This is a genomic window from uncultured Megamonas sp. (assembly GCF_958438645.1).
In the GTDB taxonomy this organism is placed as follows: Bacteria; Bacillota; Negativicutes; order Selenomonadales; family Selenomonadaceae; genus Megamonas.
The window spans coordinates 21,986-38,812 of sequence record NZ_CAUBSM010000011.1 but is presented as its reverse complement, the minus strand read 5'-3'; the positions used below and the strand labels follow the sequence as shown (position 1 = coordinate 38,812).

The window sequence follows — 16,827 nt, the reverse complement described above, 5'->3', positions numbered from 1 at the left end:
TATTTAATGCTATTAAATGATTTTGACTATAATCTACCTGAAGAATTAATAGCACAGACACCATGTGCTCAGCGTGATCATTCACGTTTGATGGTGTTAAATCGCAAAGAAAAAACTATAGAGCATAAACATTTTTATGATATTAAACAGTATTTACGCAAAGGTGATACTTTAGTATTTAATGATACAAAAGTAATGCCTGCTCGTCTTATCGGTCATAGAGCTAAAACTGGCGGTAAAGTAGAAGTATTTTTATTAAAGCGTTTGGCTAATACTAATCAATGGGAAGTATTGGTAAAACCAGGTAAAAAAGCTCAATTGGGTAATATTATCGAATTTAGCGATGAACTTGCCTGTGAAGTTGTAGGTCATACAGATTTTGGCGGTCGTATTGTAGAATTCAAATTTGATGGTATCTTTGAAGAAATCTTGGATAGGTTGGGTGAAACACCACTTCCTCCATATATTCATGAAAAATTAGCAGATAAAAATCGCTATCAGACAGTATATGCACGAGAAGAAGGCTCAGCAGCGGCACCGACAGCAGGTCTTCATTTTACCAAGGAACTATTAGCCGAAATAAAAGAAATGGGCGTAAATTTAGCTTTTGTAACACTTCATGTAGGTCTTGGTACTTTCCGCCCTGTAAATGTAGATAATATAGAAGATCATGTAATGCATAAAGAATTTTATCATATTGAAAAAGAAGCAGCAGATATCATCAATCAGACTAAAGCTAATGGCGGTAGAGTAATTGCTGTAGGTACGACATCTATTCGTACTTTGGAATCAGCTGCTAAAGAAGATGGCTCTATCTCTCCAATTGCAGAAGAAACAGGCATTTTCATTTATCCTGGCTATAAATTTAAAATTGTAGATGCGATTGTCACTAATTTCCATTTGCCAAAATCAACTTTAATCATGTTAATCAGTGCTTTTGCTGGCAGAGAATATGTACTTTCCGCCTATGAAGAAGCGGTAAAAGAAAAATACCGTTTCTTTAGTTTTGGCGATGCTATGTTTATAGAATAAAATAGTTATTTTTAGGAAAATTTTCTTTTTGGTTTATTTTTCTTTCATTTAAAAGAAAAATGAATAAATATATTTATCTTGGAGGACTAATGAAACCGGCAATTACTTATGAACTCATAAAACAGTGCCCACATACTGGTGCACGTGCAGGTCGTATTCATACACCACATGGTAGTTTTGATACACCTATTTTCATGCCTGTAGGAACTCAGGCTAGTGTTAAGACTTTATCCCCTGAAGAATTAAAAGAAATGGGTGCAGGAATTATTTTAAGTAATAACTATCATTTATTTTTGCGTCCTGGCTCTAAGCTTGTGAAAGAAGCAGGCGGTTTGCATAAATTTATGAATTGGGATAGAGCTATTTTGACAGATAGTGGCGGATTTCAGGTATTTAGCTTAGGTGATTTACGCAAGATATCTGAAGAAGGTGTAACATTCCGTTCTCATATTGATGGTTCTAAAAAATTCTTATCTCCAGAAATCGCTACACAATCTCAGATGGATTTAGGTGCAGATATAATCATGGCATTTGATGAATGTGTGCCATATCCTGCAGATTTTAAATATACTCGTGAGTCCATGGAGCTTACGCTTCGTTGGGCACAGCGTTGTAAAGATACGATGACAAATCCAAATCAAGGTTTATTCGGTATTGTACAAGGTGGTATGTATAAAGATTTACGTATCGAATGTGCCAATCGCTTAGTGGATATGGATTTCCCTGGATATGCTGTTGGCGGTCTAAGTGTTGGTGAACCAAAAGAAATGATGTATGAAATGCTTGATATCACTTTAGAACATTTACCACAAAATAAAGCACGTTATTTAATGGGTGTAGGTACACCAGATTGTTTAGTTGAAGGTGTAATGCGTGGTATAGATATGTTTGACTGTGTATATCCTACTCGTGTAGCTAGAAATGGAACAGCTATGACATGGAATGGTCGATTAGTTATAAAAAATGCACAGTATGAGCATGATTTCCACCCAATTGATGAACATTGCAATTGTTATACTTGCAGAAATTATTCTAGAGCATATATTCGTCATTTAGTTCGCGTAAATGAAATTTTTGGTTTACGTTTGTTGACTATTCACAATTTACATTTCTTGATTGATTTCATGAAACAAATGCGTCAATCTATTATGGAAGATAGATTCCCAGAATTTTATCGTAAATTTACAGCTAATTTCTCATTTAATGCAAAATCTGTGTAAATTTTGAGGAATATTTGTAAATAAATAAAGGTATTATGCTATACTATAGCTAATATAAAATAAGTTAATATAATTTTTTATGATGAGGAGAATTTTTTTATGAGTGATTCAATGATGGCAAGTCTTTATTCTTATGGGCCAATAGTATTAATGGTAATAATTTTCTATTTCTTACTTTATCGTCCACAGAAAAAACAACAGAAAAAACGTAATACAATGATGGATAATTTAAAAGTAGGACATCGCATTTTAACTATAGGTGGTATCCATGGGGAAATTACTTATATTGATTTAGAAAAATCTGATTTCATTAGAATTAGAATTGCTGATAATGTAGAAATTAAAATCAGCAGTGCTGCTGTAGCTAGAGATTTAACTCAGGAAAAAACAGATGCTAACCCAGCTAGCAAATAAGAAAAAAGTTCAACGCAAAGAGCTTTTACACAAAAGAAGAGCTTTAACATTAGAGCAAAAAAGAGAATATTCAAAGCAAATAACGCAAAAAATTGTGGAACTTGCTGAATATAAAAATGCTGATATATGTTTTATGTATGCTTCTATGCCTGATGAATTTCAGACAAAAGAATTAATAACAAATGCTCTTAAGGCAGGCAAACATATTTGCCTGCCTTATATTACTGATAAAAATATGAAGATTATGCAAGCGACTTTAATTAATTCTTTAGATGAATTGATTAGAGGCGAGTATGGTATTTTAACAGTTAGTAAAGAAAATCTAAATATTGTAAAACCACAAGATATAGATTTTATTTTAGTGCCTGCTGTAGGACTAGATAAAAAAGGTTATCGACTCGGTATGGGCGGTGGCTATTATGATAGATATTTAGTTCAGGCTATTAAGGCTAAAAAAATAGCAGCAATCTATGATTGTCAATTGGTCGATGAAGTGATCAAAGACGATTATGATGTCAAAGTGGATATGATTTTGACAGAAAATAATATTATAAAATACAGGTAATCATAAGGATATTGGGGGAAGAAATTTTGAAACAAAATCCTTTATTGAAATTATTAGCGGTAATTATCGTTATCGTTGGTGTTTTTGCTGCATTTATAGCACCATTAGCTAGCTCAATAAGACAAGGTTTAGACCTTCAAGGTGGTACACATGTCGTTTTAGAAGGTGTAGATACAGAGCAAGCACAAGTTAATGATGATGCTATGAACCGTGTAGTAAAAATCATGGAAAAACGTGTAAATGAACTTGGTTTGACAGAACCAATCATTCAGCGTGAAGGCGAACGCCGTATTATCATCGAGCTTCCTGGTGTTAAAGATCCAGATAAAGCTATTGCCGTGCTTGGTAAAACAGCTATGCTTGAATTCAAAGATGAAGAAGGCAATACTGTTTTAAGTGGTACAGATTTAAAAGATGCTAGAGAACAAACTACACAAAATAATCAAAATGAAGTAGCTATTGAATTCACTGATGAAGGTGCTCAAAAATTTGCAGAATTGACTTCTGCAAATGTAGGCAGAACAATTGCTATTTTACTTGATGGTGAGGTTTTAACAGCACCTCGCGTTAATGAACCAATTACTGGTGGTAAAGCGGTAATCACAGGTTCTAGAAATCTTGAAGAAGCACATAATTTAGCAGTGCTTTTACGTTCTGGTGCACTTCCTGTAAAAGTAGATATTATAGAAACTCGTACAGTTGGGCCAACACTTGGTCAAGATAGTAAAGATAAAAGTGTATTTGCCTTCACAGTTGGTGTAGGTGCTATCTTCGTATTTATGTTACTTTTCTATCGCGTTTCTGGTTTAATTGCCAACTTAAGCTTAATGGCTTATGTAGTAATTTTGTTATTTGTACTTAAATTATTAGATGCTACGCTCACACTTCCAGGTGTCGCGGGTATCATCTTGTCCATAGGTATGGCAGTCGATGCCAATGTACTTATCTTTGAACATTTTAAAGAAGAAGTACGAGCAGGAAAAACGCTTCGTATGGCTATGGATTCTGGTTTTAAACGTGCATTCACAACAATATTTGACTCGAATTTGACTACAATTATTGCAGCAGTTGTATTATTCTTCTTTGGTACAGGGCCAATTCGTGGTTTTGCTATTACTTTAGGTCTTGGTGTTGTCATCAGTATGTTTACAGCTATTACCTTGACACAGTTCATGCTCAAGCACTTAATTGCAGCAAAATTATTCACTGATCCACGTATTTATGGTGTATCTTTAAGTCATAAAGCAAAGGACGGTGACATGAAATAATGGCTAGATTTGATATTATTGGTAGACGTAAGATATGGTATGCGATATCTTCAGTATTGATTATTGCCAGCCTGTTTTTCATGGTAACTCGTGGCTTTAATATGGGAATTGATTTTACAGGTGGTACTATTATAGATTTACGCTTTGAAAAAGCTGTAAATATAAATGATGTGCGTGATGTTTTAAATGAATATAATTTAAGCAATAGTACAATACAGCTTTCAGGTGAATCTAGTTCAGCTACAGAATCTGAAAATGTAATGATAAGAACTGTAGATTTAGAAGAACAAGAACGTAAAGAAGTAATGGCAGCATTGACAGATAAATTGGGAACATATCAAGTGCTTCGTGAAGAAAAAGTCGGTGCTACTATGGGTACTGAGCTTATCATGAATGCAATATATGCTACAATTATTTCATGGTTATTGATCATTGCCTATGTATCTTATCGTTTTGAATTTAAATTTGGTATTTCAGCAGTATTGGGCTTAGCACATAATGTAATTATCGTACTGGGTGCATTTGCTCTTACTCAGCGTCAAATTGACTCTTCATTTGTAGCGGCATTGCTTACAATTATTGGTTATTCTATAAATGATACAATTGTTATTTTTGACCGTATTCGTGAAAATCTAAAATTGCACTTTAGAAAAAATGGCGATATTGTAGAACTTGTAAATACAAGTATTTATCAGACGATGACTCGTTCAATTTATACTGTATCTACAGTATTATTCACTACATTTGCTTTATATTTCTTTGGTGGAGATACGACGAAAGATTTTGCGTTTGCGTTATTAATCGGTTTCTTCTGCGGTGCATATACATCTATATTCATTGCCAGTCCACTTTGGGTTACATTTAGAAGATATTCTGATAAAAAACGTTTAGCAAAACGCATGGCAGATACTGGTAAATAATAAAAATAAAAGCTAAGATTAATGATGATAAAACCATTAATCTTAGCTTTTTTAATTGAGTTTGCGAAAATCAAGTGGAGTTATTCCTGTAAATTTTTTAAACATAGCAATAAAATGGCTGGTATCTAAAAATCCTACTAATTGAGAAATCTGTTGAATTTCCATGCGTTGATGAGTTAGTAATAATTCTTTTGCTTTATTGATGCGATAATTTGTCAGATATTTATAGACAGAGCAACCTAAAAATTTAGAGAATAAACGCGATAAATATTGCGGTGTGACATATACTTGTTGGCTTAATTTTTGCACTGTGATTTCACTAGCATAGGAAGTTTCGATTTCTTTAATTACCGGTAATACATATTTTTGATATAAAGGTTCATTCAATAAATTAAAAGCTGAATTATCTATAAAATTCATTAATAGATGATAACTAGCTAAAGAAAAATATTTTGCATCAGTAGAAGGATTCTCATATTGAGATATCATATCAAATAATTCTTTTGCAATAATAATACCTTGTTCTTTAGGAATAAAAATGATTTGTTTATTACCTAATGCTTGAGAAAGACTACTTTCCATAGTTCCTGTAAAGGTAATAAACATGGTAAACCATTCATCTGTTTTTTTAGCATAGGAATGAGGTATAAATGGAGCAATTAAAATACCTTCATTTTCATTTAATAAATACGATTTACCTTGAATTTCTATTTTACCAACACCTTTTTCTGTTTGGAGATAATGGTATAATGGATAACCATTTGGTCGATAGATTGGTACTTGATCCCAATGATTGCCAATTGTATCAAATGTAATTGGCTCATGAAGTAATGTTTTACGAATTTTTATAGGCATAAAATCACCTTGTTTCAAAATATTATATTATTTAGTTTAACATGTTACACATTTTTCTGTCTATTCATAATATAATTATTTTTGTCGCGTGGCAATGTTAAATTATCATTAATCATTGGAATAAATATTGATAGTTTATTAATAGTTTTTAGAAAAATCGTTTAATTGGATTATTTTATCAATTAGGGGGATTAAAATGCAAATTAGTATAAAAAATAGAAATTATTTTGCTTTAAGTGCAGTTAGCTTTTTACATTTATTTGCATGGTCAGCAGCTATGTCATTTTTTGCTATTTGGCTTGGTCAGCATTTAGGTATAGGAGCAACTAAGACAGGATTATTATATTCAGCTAATGCTCTAGCAGCATTATGTATGCAACCAGTTTTAGGATTTATTTCTGATAAAATTGGATTGAAAAAAACATTGTTATTTACTATTTTGATAATTTTATTATTAATTGGACCATTTTTTATTTATATTTATGGACCATTACTTGTTTCTAATTTTTATTTAGGTGCTATTTTAGGAGGTATTTATCTAGGTTTTATTTTTAATGCAGGATATGGTGTTATTGATTCATATATAAATAAAGTTTCTATTAAATATGGTTTTGAATATGGCCGTGCTAGAATGTGGGGATCTTTTGGATGGGCAGCGGCTACATATACAACTGGCATTGCTATGAACATTAATCCTAATTTAGCATTTGTATCAGCATCTTTAGCTGCCTTAATTGCAATTATTTGTTTATCAATGGCTAAAGTAGAAATATCTGATGTAGAAATGAAAAAAGCAAATTCTGTTTCACTAAAGGATATTAAACATTTATTACAAAATAAAGACTTTTTATTTTTATTATTTTTTATGATAGGTGTTGGTTGTGTATATGATGTATATGATCAACAGTTTGGAGTATATTTTGTATCACAATTTGAATCACAAGCTGAGGGAAATCGTTGGTTTGGAGATTTAGGAGCAATTCAGACTTTTTTTGAAGCTATTTTCTTATTCGTAACACCTGTAATAGCTAATAAATTAGGAGCAAAAAGAACATTAATTCTTGCAGGTACTATTATGTCTATACGTATAATAGGATCTTCTTTGGAATGGGGTCCACTTTGGATTGCGGCAGTAAAATGTATTCATTCGTTTGAAAAACCATTATTTTTAGTTGGACAATTTAAATATATTTCTAAAAATTTTGATTTAAGATTATCAGCTTCTATTTATCTTGGTTGTTTATGTACAAGTTCTATTTGTGCAAGTATATTTTCTCCATTTTTTGGCAGTATGTATGAAAGTATAGGGTTTTCACAATCATATTTGTATATTGGTATTGTAGCAGGAATTTGTACGTTAATTTCACAAAAATTATTAATTAGTGATAATAAGCGTGTTATTGATTATAAAGAAATAATTCTTGCAGAAGAAAAAATGCAAGAACAGCGAAATAAAAAATAGATAAATAGTGAAATTGAAAGAGGTTTTATTTTGAAAAATTATCAGATTAATTTAAAAAAAGAGTTAAATAGTATTTATCCAACTTTGGAGCATTTACAAGGTGTTAATCCTAATGGAGAACATATTAGTTTTACTAATCATTATATGATGAAAGATGAAAAACCATTTTTTGGTATTTGTGGTGAGTTTCACTATAGTAGATATAATTTTCATAAATGGGAAGATGAAATAATTAAAATGAAAATGGCAGGGATAAATATTATTCCTACTTATATCATTTGGAATCATCATGAAGAAATAAAAGGACAATTTAGATGGGATGGCTCATTTAATATTCGTTACTTTGTAGAACTTTGTAAAAAACATCAAGTAGAAGTTATTTTGCGTATAGGTCCATTTGTACATGGTGAGGCTAGAAATGGAGGACTTCCAGATTGGTTATATGGTGAGCCTTGTAATGTGCGTTCTAATGATGAAAGATATTTATTTTATGTAAAAAGATATTATCAAGAAATTGGCAATCAAGTACGTGGATTATTTTATAAAGATGGTGGTCCTATTATTGGTGTTCAGTTGGATAATGAATATTGTCATGCTGGTGCACCTTGGGAGATGACTACAGGTACTAGTAATGAATGGATTAATAATGGTAGCTATGATACAAGTGTAGAAGAACATCATCATCATATAGAAATTTTAAAAGAATTTGCTATTGAAGCAGGAATGATAGCACCTATTTATACAGGAACTGGTTGGGGTGGAGCACAAGCATCACCAGATACTGTACTTCCATTGTGGGGTGGTTATGCTTTTTGGCCATGGATTTTTTACGATGAAAGTATAAAAGAACATCCAGTAACTCCAGAATTTATTTATCGTAATTATCGTAGGCCTACTTATAATTTTGAACCGACTTATGATCCGACTACAGTGCCTTTTGCTTGCTGTGAAATGGGTGGAGGGATGACTGTATTTTATAAATATCGTTTTCAATTACCATATCATAGTGTAGAAGCTATGGCTAATATAAAAGTTGCAGGGGGTTGTAACTTCGTTGGTTATTACGTATTTCATGGCGGATCTAATCCTTTGGGATTAAAAATACCATACTTAAATGAAAATGCTACCCCAAAAATTTCTTATGATTATCAAGCTGCAATTGGAGAATTTGGTCAAGTTCGTGAATCTTATGCTAGACTAAAGAGATTGCACTATTTCTTTAATAGTTTTCAAAAGGAATTTTGTCCTACTCAGACTATTTTACCAGAAGGGGCAGAAGACATTTTACCTACTGATGTGGAACAGTTACGTTATGCCGTACGTATAGATAAAAATAAAGGCTTTATATTCATTAATAACTATCAAGATCATTTAGTTTCTCCAGATAAAAATGATTTTAATTTAACTTTATCTTTATCTGATGAAACATTAACTATTCCAGAAAAGAATAATCTGAGTTTAGCTTCAGAAGAAAGTTGTATATTGCCATTTAATTTGACTTTAGCAGGATTGACTTTAAAATATGCTACTACACAATTAATTACAAAATTTGCTAAAGATGATGTAGAAAATTATTTCTTCTTTATGCCACAGGGTATGAAACCAGAATATTGTTTTGTTAATGATAGTATCAGCAACATAGAAATTTCTCAAGGAACAATTATTAAAGAAAATAATAAATTATTTATTGAACCGATTAGTACAGATTTATCTAAATTAGTAATTACTACAGTATCTGGTAAGATAATTAATATATATACTTTAACTAATTATCAAAGTTTAAATTTCTGGAAATTTGAAGTAGCAGGAGATACTAAGGTACTTTTATCTGAAAATCCAATTCTTGTAGATAATGATAATATTCGTGTAGAAGCAAATACAAATGCTATTATTATACAAACTATTGATGGATTAACAGACGATTTAATGAGAAATATTTGTAAAATAGATGAAACTGATTTATTAAAAACATATAAATTTACTAAATCAGCTAAATCTATACCATTTACTACAGAAAAAATTGGCAAAGGTAAGGTTTTATTGCATATAGATTATACAAATATGCGAGATCTAAAAGAGGCTATTTTAAAAATAGATTATCAAGGTGATATTGGATATGCTTTTGTAAATAATGAATTAGTAGCAGATAATTTTAATAATGGTGCAAGTTGGGAAATTGGTTTGGATAATATCTATAGAAAAATTCCAAATGGCGATATTTATATTAGTATTTCTCCATTAAAAGAAAATCAAATAATAAAAAGTGATTCACCAATGGCTGCTCGTAGTGAAGAAACTAGTAATGAAATTGTATCGATAGATAAAATTAGCATAGAAGCTATTTATGAATTTATTTTATAACTTTGAGCATAAGAATATATTTGGTTTAGAGAGGTTTTAACTTATGAGTTATATATTAAATAAAAAATTATTATGTTCATTAGCTATAGCTGGAACAATGATTAATTCTACAGCTTTTGCTAGTGAAAACCCTTTTGCTACAGTACCTAAAGATTATTGGGCATATACAGCAGTGGAACATTTAGTAGAAACAGGTTTAGTAGATGGTTATAATTTGACAGATTTTCATGATAAAAAAGTGGTGGCTCGTTATGATTTAGCACAATTTGTAGCTAGAGCAATGGCAAATGAAAATAGAGCAACAGCAGAAGATAAAGTAATACTCAATAAATTACAACAAGAGTATAGTAATGAATTAAAGATTATGATGGTAATGCCAGCAGAACCAGCGCCAGTAAAAGAAGAGCCACAAGCTACAAATAATTTCTTCGACAATGGAAAAATTAAGTGGTTTGGTGATGCACGTATTCGTTATCAAACAAATTATAAAGCGGATACTCCAAAGGGTTATACAGCTAATGTAGCTGATAAAGATAGAAAAGATAAAAGAAGTAATCGTATTCAAGAACGTTTACGTTTAGGTTTTTATGCAGAACCAGATGAGAATTTATCTGTTTTAGGTAGAGTAAAATTAGAAAATACGACTAATGATGATAATGGATATACTAATAATGGTGATAGTGGAGCACATGGTAGTGCAAATTTAGATTTATTAGCATTGACTTGGAAACAGATGGATACATCTGTAACCTTAGGTCGTCAGAATTTAAATATTGGGCAAGGTCTTATTTGGTGGGATAATCCAGTTGATGGTATTATGGTAACTCAAGATTTGGGAAATAATTCGCTTATTTCTGCAGGATGGGGAAATTTAACTGCGGAAAATTGGAAAGATTATTCTATGAATGCTTTTATTGCTAATGCACAGATTGGAGTAGATGATAATACTAAATTTACTTTAGGTTATTTAAAAACAAATAGCAATGAAAATACATTGTGGAATAATCATAAAAATCAATGGAATTGGATTGAATCAAGTGAAAATCCATATATGTTAGAGCAAATTGCTTATGGTATCAATACACAACTCAGTGATAAATGGAATTTAACAGCAGAAGCTGTAACTAATAGAGCATCAGGTCTTCCAGATGGAGCACAAAAAAATGGTTGGTGGACTAGACTTACTTATGGTAATTTGAAATGGGATACCAAAGATACTTGGAAAGTTTATGCTGATTATATGAGTTTAGGAAATTATAGTGTAGATTCTACTGGTTGGGCACATATTTTAAACACTCCAGGTGGTGATGGTCTTGGTGGTAATGGTGAAAAAGGTTATGGATTAGGTATTAGTTATATGCTTGCGGATAATACTAATTTGGAATTTAATTGGTATAAATTGCGTCCATATGATAGTAATTACTCAGGGTTCTCTGATTATTATGATATGTATAATTTAGCACTTAATTATAGTTTCTAATAAAAGGTGTGTAGTTTATGAAAAATAATAAATTAAAAAAAGTAATTTTGTCAGCAATAACAGCTACAATGATTTCTTGTTCCTTACCGTTTACAGCACTAGCAGCAGTACAAGTAAATCCTATAGAAAATTTATCTACGGATTTTATCAAGGGTGCGGATGTTTCTATTATGCCAGAATTAGAACGAAATGGTACTAAATTTTATGATAATGGCATAGAACAAGATGGACTCACTATTTTAAAAAATCATGGTATAAATTGGATTCGTGTTCGTATTTGGAATAATCCATATGTCGTAGGACCAGAAGGTGTCGGCGGTGGTAATACAGATGAAGCTAAGGCTATTGAAATGGCAAAACGAGCTAAAGCTTTAGGTATGAAAGTTCTTGTAGATTTTCATTACAGTGATTTTTGGGTGGACCCAGGTCAACAGAAAAAACCGGATGCTTGGAAAAATGATAGTGGTGATAAATTAGTAGATGATGTTTATGCTTATACTGCTAAAGTAATGCAAGATTTTAATGCTCAAGGTGTAACACCAGATATGGTACAAGTGGGCAATGAGCTAAATAATGGGATGTTATGGCCAGAAGCACAACTTACAGAGGATAATCCTAATGGATATAAATTTTTAGCAAAATTATTAAATGCAGGTTTACAAGCTGTACATGATAATGATAAAGATAATAAAGTTAAGACAATGATACATTTAGCTGGTGTAGATGTAAATTTATATCATACTTTTTTTGATAATTTAATTGTAAAAAATAAAGTGAATGACTTTGATATAATTGGTATGTCATTTTATCCATTTTGGCATGGTACAATGGACGATTTAAAAAATACAATGAATGATGTTAGTGCCAAATATAATAAAGATGTAATAGCTGTAGAAACTGCTTTTGGTTATACTTTAGAAGATGCCGATTTTGAGAAAAATAATTTTGGAACAAATGAAGAAAAAGTCGGTGGTTATAAAGCTACAGTGCAAGGACAAGCAACAGGATTGCGTGACGTTATGGCAACTGTTGCTAGTGTAAATGATAATCGTGGGTTGGGGATATTTTATTGGGCTCCAGATTGGGTTATCAATGAAAAAGTAGGTTGGAAGTCTAATGGTGGTGGTAATGGTTGGGATAATTTAACATTATTTGATACAAAGGGAAATGCACTTGAATCTATGGATACATTTAACTTAGTATCAGACCCAAATAATCAGTATATAGAGCCACAAGTTACAGCGATAAATACAGTTGATGTAAAAGATGTTAGTTTATATAGTAATGTAGATTTACCACAGACAGTAGGTGTAGTTTATTCTAATGATGCAGTAAAAAATATGTCTGTTAAATGGGATGTTGCCAAACCAATTTTTGCAAAACCTGGTAATTATACGATATCAGGAACTGTGGAAGGATTAGCACAAAAGGCTATAGCTAATATTGAAGTAAAAAATAAAATGAATTTAGTCTTAAATGGTAATTTTGAAAATGAAACATTAAATGGCTGGGATATTGTAGGTGATAGTTCAGCAATAAATTTAGCTTGGAATCAAGGAGATGTACGTGATAAATGTGCTATGCACTATTGGAATAATAAACCATTTAATGTGATTATTAAACAAAAATTAAAAGGTCTTTCTGATGGAAAATATACTTTATCTTGTTGGACACAAGGAAATGGTTTAGCTTCCAAATATCAATTATTTGTAAAACAAAATGGTGTAGAAATGACTACTGATATTAAAGATGATGGCTGGAATAGATGGCATCAGACTTCAATTAAAAATATTGAGGTTAAAAATGGTGAAGTAGAAATTGGCTTCATTTTAAATGGTAGACCTGACACATGGGGTTCTATAGATGATATAGAATTTTATGTTCAAAAATAAAATCCTAATAAAATTATTTTTGGAGAAGTTAGATAACTTCTCCTTTTTTTGTTTCTAAATCTTATAATTTATAGTTCAACATCTTATATTTTTTTTGATAATATTAGTATATAATTAAATATATAATAAGAAAAAATTTTTTGATAATTTAATTATTTTTAGTTTAAATTTCAATGTAAACGTTTACGATAAAAATATTTTTCGAAAATAAAAATGAGGTGTTATTTATTTATGGAAGAAAAGATTTTTGATATAAGCAAATTGGCAGACTCAACATATTTTGCAGATAATCGTCTACCTGCACATAGCGACCATCATTATTATGCTAATGAAGAAGAAATGCTCAATGAAGAAATGTCCATGCGTCAATCTTTAAATGGATTATGGTATTTCTCTTATGCAAAAAATTTAGCATCTCGTATTGAAGGTTTTGAAAAAGCAGATTATAACTGCAAAATTTGGGATACAATTCGTGTTCCAGCACATATTCAAATGGAAGGTTACGGCAAACCTCAATATACAAATGTAGCTTATCCTTGGGACGGTCATGAAGAATTAAACGAAGGCGAAATTCCAACAGAAAATAACCCTGTAGCATCTTATGTAAAATATTTTACAGTACCACAAGGCTGGAAGGAAGTTTTTGTATCTTTCCAAGGTGTAGATAATGCTATGGCTTTATGGCTTAATGGTAAATTTGTAGGTTATAGCGAAGATAGCTGTACACCATCAGAATTTGATTTAACACCTTATCTCGTTGAAGGTGAAAATAAATTAGCAGTACAAGTTTATCGTTTTAGCTCTGCTAGCTGGATTGAAGACCAGGATTTCTGGCGTTTTAGCGGTATTTATCGCGATGTATATCTTTATACAAAACCACAAGTTCACGTTGATGACTTATTCATTCATGCAACTCCTTGCAATGATTATAAAGATGGTAAATTATCTATTGATTTCAAATGGAATAATAAATGTGCTAAAAAATTAGCAGTTAAATTAGTAGATGATGAAGAAAATGTAATAATTGATACAGTTCAAGAAATTACAGGTGCTACAAGCGTATTTACAGCAGACGTTAAAAATGTAAAACTTTGGAGTGCTGAATATCCAAATCTTTATAAAGCTACTTTCACTGTAAAAGATGAAAATGATAATGTAGTGGAAATCATTCCACAAAACATTGGTTTTAGAGAATTTAAAATGGACGGCAATATCATGAAAATCAATGGTAAACGCATTGTATTCAAAGGTGTTAACCGCCATGAATTCGATTGTTACTATGGTCGTGCTATTCCTGAAAGCAAAATCGCTCACGATTTAGATATTATGAAATTAAATAATATCAATGCTATCAGAACATCTCACTATCCAAATAACAGCAAATTATATGAACTTTGCGATATCTATGGTTTCTATGTAATTGATGAAACAAATATGGAAACACATGGTTCTTGGCAAATTCGCGGAAGTGTACGCTGTGATAAAAATACTGTACCAAATGATCATCCACATTGGCATGAAGCTGTATTGGATAGAGCAAAATCCATGCTTGAACGCGATAAAAACCATGCTAGTATCATTATTTGGTCTTGTGGTAATGAATCTTATGGTGGTAAAAATATCTATGATATGTCTGAATACTTCCGTAAAGCTGACCCATCTCGCTTAGTTCATTATGAAAGCATTTGCTGGGACCGTGTTAATGAAGCAAGTGGAAAAATGGTATTGGCTATGCCTGATGAACGTCGTTATGATGGTACAAGCGACATGGAAAGCCAGATGTATACAAAAGTAACACAGATAAAAGAATTTTTATCTAAATATAGAGAAAAACCATTTATTTGCTGTGAATATACTCATTCCATGGGTAACAGTAATGGTGGTATGCATAAATACACTGATTTAACTGATGAAGAACCATTATATCAAGGCGGATTTATTTGGGACTTTGCAGACCAAGCTATCTGGACTAGAGATTTATATGGCAATGATGTAATGAATTATGGTGGCGATTTTGGCGATAGACCATGCGATTATAACTTCTCTGGTAATGGTATCGTATTTGCAGATCATGCACCAACTTCTAAATTACAAGAAGTTAAATTCAATTATCAAAACTTCACACTTATTCCAAGTGAAACTGGTGTAAAAATCATCAATAAATCTTTATTTACAAATACAAGTGATTATGACTTAATCATTTCCTTAGCTAAAGATGGTAAAAATGTTTGGCAGAAAAAATTAACTGCTGATATCAATGCAGGTCAAACAGGTGAAGTGGCTTATACATTACCTACATTTGGCGCAGGTGAATATGTAGTTACAGCTTCTTTAGTATTGAAACAAGCAACTATTTGGGCAAATTGTGGCCATGAAGTAGCTTTCGGTCAATATGTATTCACAAAAGAAGGCAAAGCAGATAAAAAAGCAGTAGCTCCAATTAAAGTCGTTAAATCCGATTTCAATATTGGCGTAAAAGGCGAAGGCTTCAGCGTTATGTTCTCTGCTGATAGAAAAATGCTTACTTCTTATAAATATAATGGCGTAGAACTCATTGAAGAATTCCCTAAAATGAATTTCTGGAGAGCACCTATCGACAATGATAATGGTTGCGGTATGCCATTTGATACAGCTCAGTGGAAATTAGCAAGCATGTACACTAAATGCGTAGATATGCAAGTATCTGAAAATGGTACTGAATCTGCAACTGTAAAATACACTTATGAACTTGCAACAAGACCAGTAGCTCATGTAGTAGTAACTTATACTGTTACAGGTGATGGCGTAGTTAAAGTTGATATGGATTACAAAAAAGTAGAAGGACTTCCTGCTATTCCTGATTTTGGTATGCTCTTTACAATTCCTGTAGATTATGACCAGATCAAATATTATGGTTTAGGTCCATGTGATAATTATATTGACCGTAAACAAGGTGGAAAATTAGGTATCTTCACTACTACAACACAAGATGAAATTCAGCCATATTTAGTACCACAAGAATGTGGAAATCATTGTGATGTTCGTTGGTTTGAAGTAACAGATAGACGCGGTAGAGGTGTTAGAATTTCTTCTGCAACTCCATTTGAAGCTTCTGCTCTTCCATACAATCCACATGAAATTGAAAATGCTAGACATCATTATGATTTAGCTAGACCACATCATACAGTTCTCAGAGCTTCTGCTGGTATGTACGGTGTTGGCGGTGATGATTCTTGGGGTGCACCAACTCTTGATGAATATATTACTAAAAACGAAGATAAACACTTTTCCTTTGAATTTAAAGGTATTTAATTAAATTAGATAAATAAAAAAGGCGATGTCTTGATGAATAAAATCATCTTGATATCGTCTTTTTCTT

12 protein-coding genes are annotated in these 16,827 nt (G+C 31.6%); 11 read left to right on the top strand and 1 reads right to left on the bottom strand.

Annotated features, from left to right (window positions below; genetic code table 11):
- The first annotated feature begins 6 nt into the window (after positions 1–6).
- The 6 genes from queA to secF all read left to right on the top strand — a co-directional run bounded on the left by queA (position 7) and on the right by secF (position 5,419).
- Positions 7–1,032, top strand: coding sequence for a tRNA preQ1(34) S-adenosylmethionine ribosyltransferase-isomerase QueA (gene queA / locus Q5I67_RS08240; RefSeq protein WP_296897451.1), 1,026 nt, complete (start codon positions 7–9; stop codon positions 1,030–1,032).
- An 89-nt stretch (positions 1,033–1,121) separates the two neighbouring features.
- Positions 1,122–2,252, top strand: a complete 1,131-nt coding sequence (tgt, locus tag Q5I67_RS08235; protein WP_296922817.1) for a tRNA guanosine(34) transglycosylase Tgt — start codon at positions 1,122–1,124, stop codon at positions 2,250–2,252.
- Positions 2,253–2,351: 99 nt separating this feature from the next.
- The gene (yajC, locus tag Q5I67_RS08230; RefSeq protein WP_296895886.1) at positions 2,352–2,666 is read left to right on the top strand and encodes a preprotein translocase subunit YajC; all 315 of its coding nucleotides are present in this window, start codon (positions 2,352–2,354) and stop codon (positions 2,664–2,666) included.
- Complete coding sequence (locus Q5I67_RS08225) at positions 2,644–3,231, top strand: 5-formyltetrahydrofolate cyclo-ligase (RefSeq protein WP_296895888.1); 588 nt, start codon at positions 2,644–2,646, stop codon at positions 3,229–3,231. The genes yajC and Q5I67_RS08225 overlap by 23 nt, the downstream gene beginning before the upstream one ends.
- Positions 3,232–3,257: 26 nt before the next feature.
- Entirely contained in the window at positions 3,258–4,499 is a 1,242-nt protein-coding gene (gene secD / locus Q5I67_RS08220) for a protein translocase subunit SecD (RefSeq protein ID WP_302487003.1), read from the top strand.
- Positions 4,499–5,419, top strand: coding sequence for a protein translocase subunit SecF (secF, locus tag Q5I67_RS08215; RefSeq protein ID WP_302487002.1), 921 nt, complete (start codon positions 4,499–4,501; stop codon positions 5,417–5,419). The genes secD and secF overlap by 1 nt, the downstream gene beginning before the upstream one ends.
- A 51-nt stretch (positions 5,420–5,470) precedes the next feature.
- Here the strand turns inward: secF and Q5I67_RS08210 are convergent, their stop codons facing one another.
- The gene (locus Q5I67_RS08210) at positions 5,471–6,274 is read right to left on the bottom strand and encodes an AraC family transcriptional regulator (RefSeq protein WP_117464234.1); all 804 of its coding nucleotides are present in this window, start codon (positions 6,272–6,274) and stop codon (positions 5,471–5,473) included.
- 196 nt (positions 6,275–6,470) lie between these two features.
- Between Q5I67_RS08210 and Q5I67_RS08205 the strand changes: the two genes are divergently transcribed.
- The 5 genes from Q5I67_RS08205 to Q5I67_RS08185 all read left to right on the top strand — a co-directional run bounded on the left by Q5I67_RS08205 (position 6,471) and on the right by Q5I67_RS08185 (position 16,760).
- The gene (locus Q5I67_RS08205) at positions 6,471–7,736 is read left to right on the top strand and encodes an oligosaccharide MFS transporter (RefSeq protein ID WP_008539668.1); all 1,266 of its coding nucleotides are present in this window, start codon (positions 6,471–6,473) and stop codon (positions 7,734–7,736) included.
- A 30-nt stretch (positions 7,737–7,766) separates the two neighbouring features.
- Positions 7,767–10,097 (top strand): beta-galactosidase, encoded by a 2,331-nt coding sequence (locus Q5I67_RS08200; protein WP_302487001.1) that lies wholly within the window; start codon positions 7,767–7,769, stop codon positions 10,095–10,097.
- A 43-nt stretch (positions 10,098–10,140) separates the two neighbouring features.
- On the top strand, positions 10,141–11,577 hold the full coding sequence (locus Q5I67_RS08195) for a putative porin (RefSeq protein WP_091693120.1): 1,437 nt from the start codon (positions 10,141–10,143) through the stop codon (positions 11,575–11,577).
- A gap of 17 nt (positions 11,578–11,594) precedes the next feature.
- A complete protein-coding gene (locus Q5I67_RS08190) occupies positions 11,595–13,469 on the top strand; it encodes a glycosyl hydrolase 53 family protein (RefSeq protein WP_302487000.1) in 1,875 nt (624 codons plus the stop codon).
- 231 nt (positions 13,470–13,700) lie between these two features.
- Positions 13,701–16,760, top strand: coding sequence for a glycoside hydrolase family 2 TIM barrel-domain containing protein (locus Q5I67_RS08185; protein WP_302486999.1), 3,060 nt, complete (start codon positions 13,701–13,703; stop codon positions 16,758–16,760).
- The last annotated feature ends 67 nt before the right edge of the window (positions 16,761–16,827 follow it).